The sequence below is a fragment of the Sphingomonas bacterium genome (genome assembly GCF_903643065.1).
In the GTDB taxonomy this organism is placed as follows: Bacteria; Pseudomonadota; Alphaproteobacteria; order Sphingomonadales; family Sphingomonadaceae; genus Sphingomonas.
Genome location: NZ_CAHJWX010000165.1, coordinates 1 through 5635 on the forward strand (window position 1 = coordinate 1; position 5635 = coordinate 5635).

A 5635-nucleotide genomic window follows, 5' to 3' on the forward strand; every position below is an offset into this window, starting at 1 on the left:
CGTGCCCACGGCGTCCGGCGTCCCGCTCGCGAGCACGGTGGGCGGCGGCTACGGCGCCGACGCGGGCGAGATCGCCGAGCGGCACGTCGCGGTGATCCTGACGCTGGGCGAGGCGTTCGCGAGATAGCGTCGCGCCGGCCACCGCCGCCACCGCCGGTCCAGCACGATCGCGGCCAAGAACGCGGCGCTCACGGCCAGCATGAGCACCAGGGCGAACGATGCCGCGCCGGCCATCAAGCGATCACGCAGGATCGCGCGTGTCAGGTTCATGACGGGCAGGTGCAGCGCGTATAGCGGGTAGGACAGCACACCTTCCGCCGCGCAACTTCGCTCCGCCCAGACAGGAAGCCGCGCCCGCGCGCCCGCCACGATCAGGACGGGGAAACCCACGAGCACGATCGCGAGCTCGGCGGCGCCGGCGGGCGCCCACCCCGCGCCGATTAGCAGCAACGTCAGGCCGGCGAGCGTCGCGGGTCCGGACACCCCGCGCCGAGACGGTCGCCGGAGATGCTGGAGCCGGGCCAGCAAGACGCCGATCACGTAGGAGAACGTAACGCGTGGCAGTCCGCCGAGGAAATCGCCGGCCCGGTCGCCGATCGCGAGCGAGCCATGAAGGGCCACCGCGGCAATCAACAGCGACAGGCCGGCGATGATGACCGCGACCAGGGCCGCCGGCCCCAAGCGGCGCAGCAAGAGGTGGTGCGCCGCGTTGGCGACCAACTCCCAAAACAGCGACCATTGCACCCCGACCAGCACGAAAACGCCTTGGATCGGATCGCCGAAAACGGGCAGGAAAAGCAACTCGGCGACGAGCAGCATACCCGCGAAGGACAAAGGCATGCCGTTCAGCCAAGCCGCGACCGCGCCGATGACGAGCGCGAGCGCCATGACCGGATACAATCGGCGGATGCGCGCCATTGCGAAGGCGCCAAACGACATGCCACGGCGGAACCGCTCCTCGTAACTCCGGGAGAGGACGAAGCCGGACAGCATGAAGAAGAAGTCGACCGCGAGATAACCGTGCGGCAGCGGAGTCGAGCGCGTGGTGGCTGGCGCGACATGGTGGATCAGCACGATGGCGGCCGCGATGCCGCGCATCCCGTCCAGCACCATGAGCCGGTCATCGCGCGAGGGTAAGCCGCTCATGTCGCGCCCAACCTATCGGGCGAGGCGTGAGGAAGCAGTTAAGCGGCCGCCTTCATCGGCGCGACGCAGCGCCTACATCCACTCGCGACCACCCCACGATAGTCCCGCTTGGGTCCGCTACGCCATTGCCCGCTTTCCCCCTGCGTCCGACCGGCATAAGGGCGGAGCAGCCAAGAGGAACCCGCATGGCATCCGCCATTCATGAGATCACCCCCGCCGAAGCCGCCGCCCATCCCGCGCCCGAGTCCGTCGTCGTCCGCTTCGCCGGGGACAGCGGCGACGGCATGCAGCTCACCGGCGGCCAGTTCACGCTGTCCACCGCGCTCGCGGGCAACGACCTCGCCACCTTTCCCGATTTCCCCGCCGAGATCCGCGCGCCGCAGGGCACGCTGTTCGGCGTCTCCGCCTTTCAGATCAATTTCGGCTCGATCGAGATTGAGACGGCGGGCGATCAGCCGGACGTGCTCGTCGCGATGAACCCGGCCGCGCTCAAGACCAATGTCGACGCGCTCAAGCCCGGCGGGCTCATCATCGCCGACGAAGGCGAGTTCGGCCAGCGTAACCTCGACAAGGCGAAGTATGCCAGCAACCCGCTGACCGACGGATCGCTGGGCAAGTGGCAGCTGATGAGCCTCAACATCAGCCAGCTGACGCTGGACGCGGTCAAGCCGTTCGGGCTGGGCAACAAGGAAGCGCTGCGCTGCAAGAACATGTGGACGCTGGGGCTGTCGCTCTGGATGTTCGATCGGGACCGCGCGCCCCTGATCGACTGGCTCAAGACGAAGTTCGCCAAGGCGCCGACCCTGGCGGAGGCGAACATCGCCGCGCTCAACGCCGGCCATGCGTTCGGCGAGACCGCCGAGCTGGCCGGTCCGATGAAGCAGCATGCCGTGGCGGCGGCGCCGGTTGAGGCCGGGCTGTACCGCACCGTCACCGGCGCGGAGGCGATCAGCCTGGGCCTCGTCGCGGGCTGTCAGCTCGCGGGCGTGCGGATGTTCTTCGGCGGCTATCCGATTACGCCCGCGTCGGCGATCCTACACCAGCTCGCGCGAATGAAGGAATACGGCGTCACCACCTTCCAGGCGGAGGACGAGATCGCCGCGATCGCATCGGCGATCGGCGCCTCCTATGCCGGCCAGATCGGCGTCACCTCCTCGTCCGGCCCCGGCATCGCGCTCAAGGGCGAGGCGATGGGCCTGGCGATCATGACCGAGCTGCCGCTGGTCATCGTCAACTCGCAGCGTGGCGGTCCCTCGACGGGGCTGCCGACCAAGACCGAACAGTCCGACCTCTACCAAGCGGTGTACGGCCGCAACGGCGACGCGCCGATGCCGGTGCTCGCCGCGCGCTCCGCGTCCGACTGTTTCGCCGTCGCGATCGAGGCGGTGCGAATCGCGACGCAGTACATGACGCCGGTGATGCTGCTCACCGACGGCTATATCGCCAACGCCGCCGAGCCCTGGCGCGTGCCCGACGTCGCCGCGCTGGAGCCGTTCCCGGTCTGCTTCCTCGCCGAGCCGCCGGCGGAAGGCTTCCTGCCTTATGCCCGCGACACCAAGGGCGCGCGGCCCTGGGTCAAGCCCGGCACGCCCGGCCTGCTCCACCGCATCGGCGGCATCGAAAAGGCGGCGGGCACCGGCAACATCGATTACTCGCCCGCCAATCACCAGCACATGACGGAGGCGCGCCGCGACAAGGTGAGCGGCATCGCGGTGCCCGACCAGCAGGTCGAGCTGGGCGAGACCGGCGGCAAGCTGGCGGTGGTCGGCTGGGGCTCCACCTTCGGCCCGATCCACCAGGCCGTCCGCCGCGCGCGCGCACGCGGCGCTGATGTCAGCCACATCCACATCCGCCACATCTGGCCGATGCCCGCGAACCTGGGCGATCTGCTCAAGGGCTTCGAGCACATCCTCGTGCCCGAGATGAACACCGGCCAGCTCAAGACGGTGCTGCGCGACCAGTTCCTGGTCGACGCGCGTCCGCTCAACAAGGTATCGGGCCAGCCCTTCCGCATCGCGGAGATCGAGGCGGCGATCGCCGACTATGCGGGCACCGGCGGCCGCGAGCTGGTCGACGCCGACGCGACCGAGCTGCCGAGCATCGCGGCGGTGAACGTGTGAGTGGACAGCCGGACGATCATCCGCCTGCTGAAGGCTGAAGGCTGGATACTTGATCGTGTTAACGGCAGTCATCATGTCTTCGTGAGTGGCGGCCGTCCCGGTCATGTGGTTGTGGTTCATCCGCGCAAGGACACGCCATTGGGTGCGGTCAGATCGTTGGAACGGGAGTCTGGAGTGGCGTTGAGGAGACGGCGATGAAGCGGACCTATCTGGGCGCTGTTTGCGGGACGGAAGGATCGTACGGCATCGTGTTCCGTGATCTTCCCGGCTGCACGTCGGCGGGCGACACGCTGGAGGATGTGCGCGCGATGGGTGCCGAAGCGCTCGGGGTACACCTGCAAACAATGATCGACTACGGCCACGCGATACCTCAGCCGACTGTTCATGGTCTTCAGGAAGTGATCGATTGGTTGTGCGACCCGGACGATCTGGATGATAACGGACCGTGGGTTGAGATTACACCGATCGCGGTCAATATTCCTGACGAGGAAGGCACGGTGGTCGTTCGCCTGAAGGCTGATCTAGTTCAGCGGATTGCTGATCTGTCCGCAGTGAATGAGCAGCGGATCAACTCTGGCCGTTTCATCGAGTTAGCGGTCGAACACGAGATTGAGCGTTACCGAAAGTCCGCCGCATGAATGACATGACTCCTTTCGTCAGCAAGCCCAAGGATTGGGAGACCGACCAGGAGGTGCGCTGGTGCCCCGGTTGCGGCGACTATGCGATCCTCAAGGCGGTGCAGCGCACCATGCCCGAGCTGGGCGTCCGGCCGGAGAACACCGTGTTCGTATCGGGCATCGGCTGCTCGTCGCGTTTTCCGTATTACATGGAGACCTATGGCTTCCACACCATCCACGGTCGCGCGCCGGCGGTGGCGACGGGGGTGAAGCTCGCCAATCCGGACCTCGACGTGTGGATCATCACCGGTGACGGCGACGCGCTGTCGATCGGCGGCAATCACACGATGCACCTGCTGCGCCGTAATCTCGACTGTCAGTTCCTGCTGTTCAACAACGAGATATACGGGCTGACCAAGGGGCAGTATTCGCCCACGTCGCGCGTCGGCACGCGCTCGCCCTCGACGCCGCTCGGCTCGGTCGATCGCCCCGCCAATCCCTGCGCCTTCGCGCTCGGCGCCGGCGCGCGGTTCGTCGCGCGCGGGATCGACGTCCACAAGTCGCTGCCGGCGATCCTCAAGGCGGCGCACGCGCACAAGGGCACCGCGTTCGTCGAGATCTTCCAGAACTGCATCGTCTACAACGACGACGTGTTCGCCGCCTTCACCGACCGCAAGCAGGGCGCCGACCAGAACCAGCTTTGGGTCGAGCACGGCAAGCCGCTCGTCTTCGCCGGCGGCACCAAGGGCTTGGCGCTCGACGTCGCGACCCTGCAGCTCACCGTGGTGGCGGGCGACGATCCGGCGGTGGCGGTGCACGACCAGCGCAACCGGGGGCTGGCGCACATGCTCGTCGAGATGCCGTTCGGCGATTTCCCGATGGCGCTTGGCGTGCTCCTCGACGATCCCGCGCCGACCTTCGACAGCGCCGTGATCGAGCAGAACGCCGCCGCCGCGCGCGGCAAGGCGCCCGACCTGCAGAAGCTGCTGTCGGCCGGCCAGACCTGGATGGTCGACAAGCAGCCGCACATGATCTGAGGCTGTCCTACAGCGACTTTCCTGTGCACGAGCGTGGGCAACGGCTCCCTCAACACCGACGGAAGGTCACAGATCGGGTGTCTTTGACGCGACTTTCCGTAGCTCGACCGGCGATGGCGACCATGTTCTCTCGGGCGACGGCTTCCGCCGGTCATCGCATCCTCGACCGCGTCGACGCGGGTCTGCCCGCTGGCGCGATCCGGGCGACGCTGCCCGACGGCACGCAGCGCCTGCTCGGCGGGCGCGGGGAGGGGCCGGTGGCGATCGTCGCGGTCCATCGCTGGCGCGCGCTGTGGCGGCTCGTCACCGCCGGGTCGATCGGCTGGTATCGGGGCTGGCGAGACGGCGACTGGGCGAGCCCAGACCCGGTGCCGCTGTTCGAGCTGTTCATGCGCAACCGCGTGCCGCTAGGCGCGGTGGCGCGATCGGGCGGCGTCGCCCGAGCGGCGGCACGCGTCGGGCACTGGCTCCGCCGCAACACGCCACGTCGCGCGCGCGAGAACATCGAGGCGCATTACGACCTGGGCAATGATTTCTACCGCGAGTGGCTGGACGACAGCCTGACCTATTCGAGCGCGCTGTTCGCCGCGCCCGACGAGCCGCTGGAGGCGGCGCAGCGGCGCAAGCTCGCGACCATCCTCGCCCGCACCGGCGCGGCGGCGGGCGATCGGGTGTTGGAGATCGGCTGCGGCTGGGGCTCGTTCGCCGCGCTCGC

6 protein-coding genes are annotated in these 5635 nt (G+C 68.0%); 5 read left to right on the plus strand and 1 reads right to left on the minus strand.

Features of this window, described 5'->3' with window-relative positions; translation table 11 throughout:
- Positions 1 to 48: 48 nt before the first annotated feature.
- Positions 49 to 1113 carry an acyltransferase family protein gene (locus HUU95_RS07180; RefSeq protein WP_174279491.1) on the minus strand — a complete coding sequence of 355 codons (1065 nt, stop codon included), beginning with the start codon at positions 1111 to 1113 and terminating at the stop codon, positions 49 to 51.
- A gap of 218 nt (positions 1114 to 1331) precedes the next feature.
- On the opposite strand from HUU95_RS07180, the gene HUU95_RS07185 reads away from it, so the two are divergent.
- From HUU95_RS07185 to HUU95_RS07205, 5 genes are all read left to right on the plus strand, one after another.
- Entirely contained in the window at positions 1332 to 3266 is a 1935-nt protein-coding gene (locus tag HUU95_RS07185) for a 2-oxoacid:acceptor oxidoreductase subunit alpha (protein WP_174279492.1), read from the plus strand.
- The gene (locus tag HUU95_RS14785; RefSeq protein ID WP_174279493.1) at positions 3267 to 3464 is read left to right on the plus strand and encodes a type II toxin-antitoxin system HicA family toxin; all 198 of its coding nucleotides are present in this window, start codon (positions 3267 to 3269) and stop codon (positions 3462 to 3464) included. It abuts the gene before it with no gap.
- A complete protein-coding gene (locus tag HUU95_RS07195; RefSeq protein WP_174279494.1) occupies positions 3461 to 3904 on the plus strand; it encodes a type II toxin-antitoxin system HicB family antitoxin in 444 nt (147 codons plus the stop codon). Before HUU95_RS14785 ends, HUU95_RS07195 begins: the two co-directional genes overlap by 4 nt.
- On the plus strand, positions 3901 to 4920 hold the full coding sequence (locus tag HUU95_RS07200; RefSeq protein WP_174279495.1) for a 2-oxoacid:ferredoxin oxidoreductase subunit beta: 1020 nt from the start codon (positions 3901 to 3903) through the stop codon (positions 4918 to 4920). The genes HUU95_RS07195 and HUU95_RS07200 overlap by 4 nt, the downstream gene beginning before the upstream one ends.
- A 113-nt stretch (positions 4921 to 5033) precedes the next feature.
- The coding region (locus HUU95_RS07205) for a class I SAM-dependent methyltransferase (protein WP_174279496.1) at positions 5034 to 5635 on the plus strand (602 nt) is incomplete at its 3' end.

Excerpts from the sequence above, each read along its gene's own strand:
- HUU95_RS07180 (WP_174279491.1), bottom strand. The coding sequence starts at position 1,113 with ATGGTGCTGGACGGGATGCGCGGCATCGCGGCCGCCATCGTGCTGATC.
- HUU95_RS07185 (WP_174279492.1), top strand. The coding sequence starts at position 1,332 with ATGGCATCCGCCATTCATGAGATCACCCCCGCCGAAGCCGCCGCCCAT.
- HUU95_RS07200 (WP_174279495.1), top strand. The coding sequence starts at position 3,901 with ATGAATGACATGACTCCTTTCGTCAGCAAGCCCAAGGATTGGGAGACC.
- HUU95_RS07195 (WP_174279494.1), top strand. The coding sequence starts at position 3,461 with ATGAAGCGGACCTATCTGGGCGCTGTTTGCGGGACGGAAGGATCGTAC.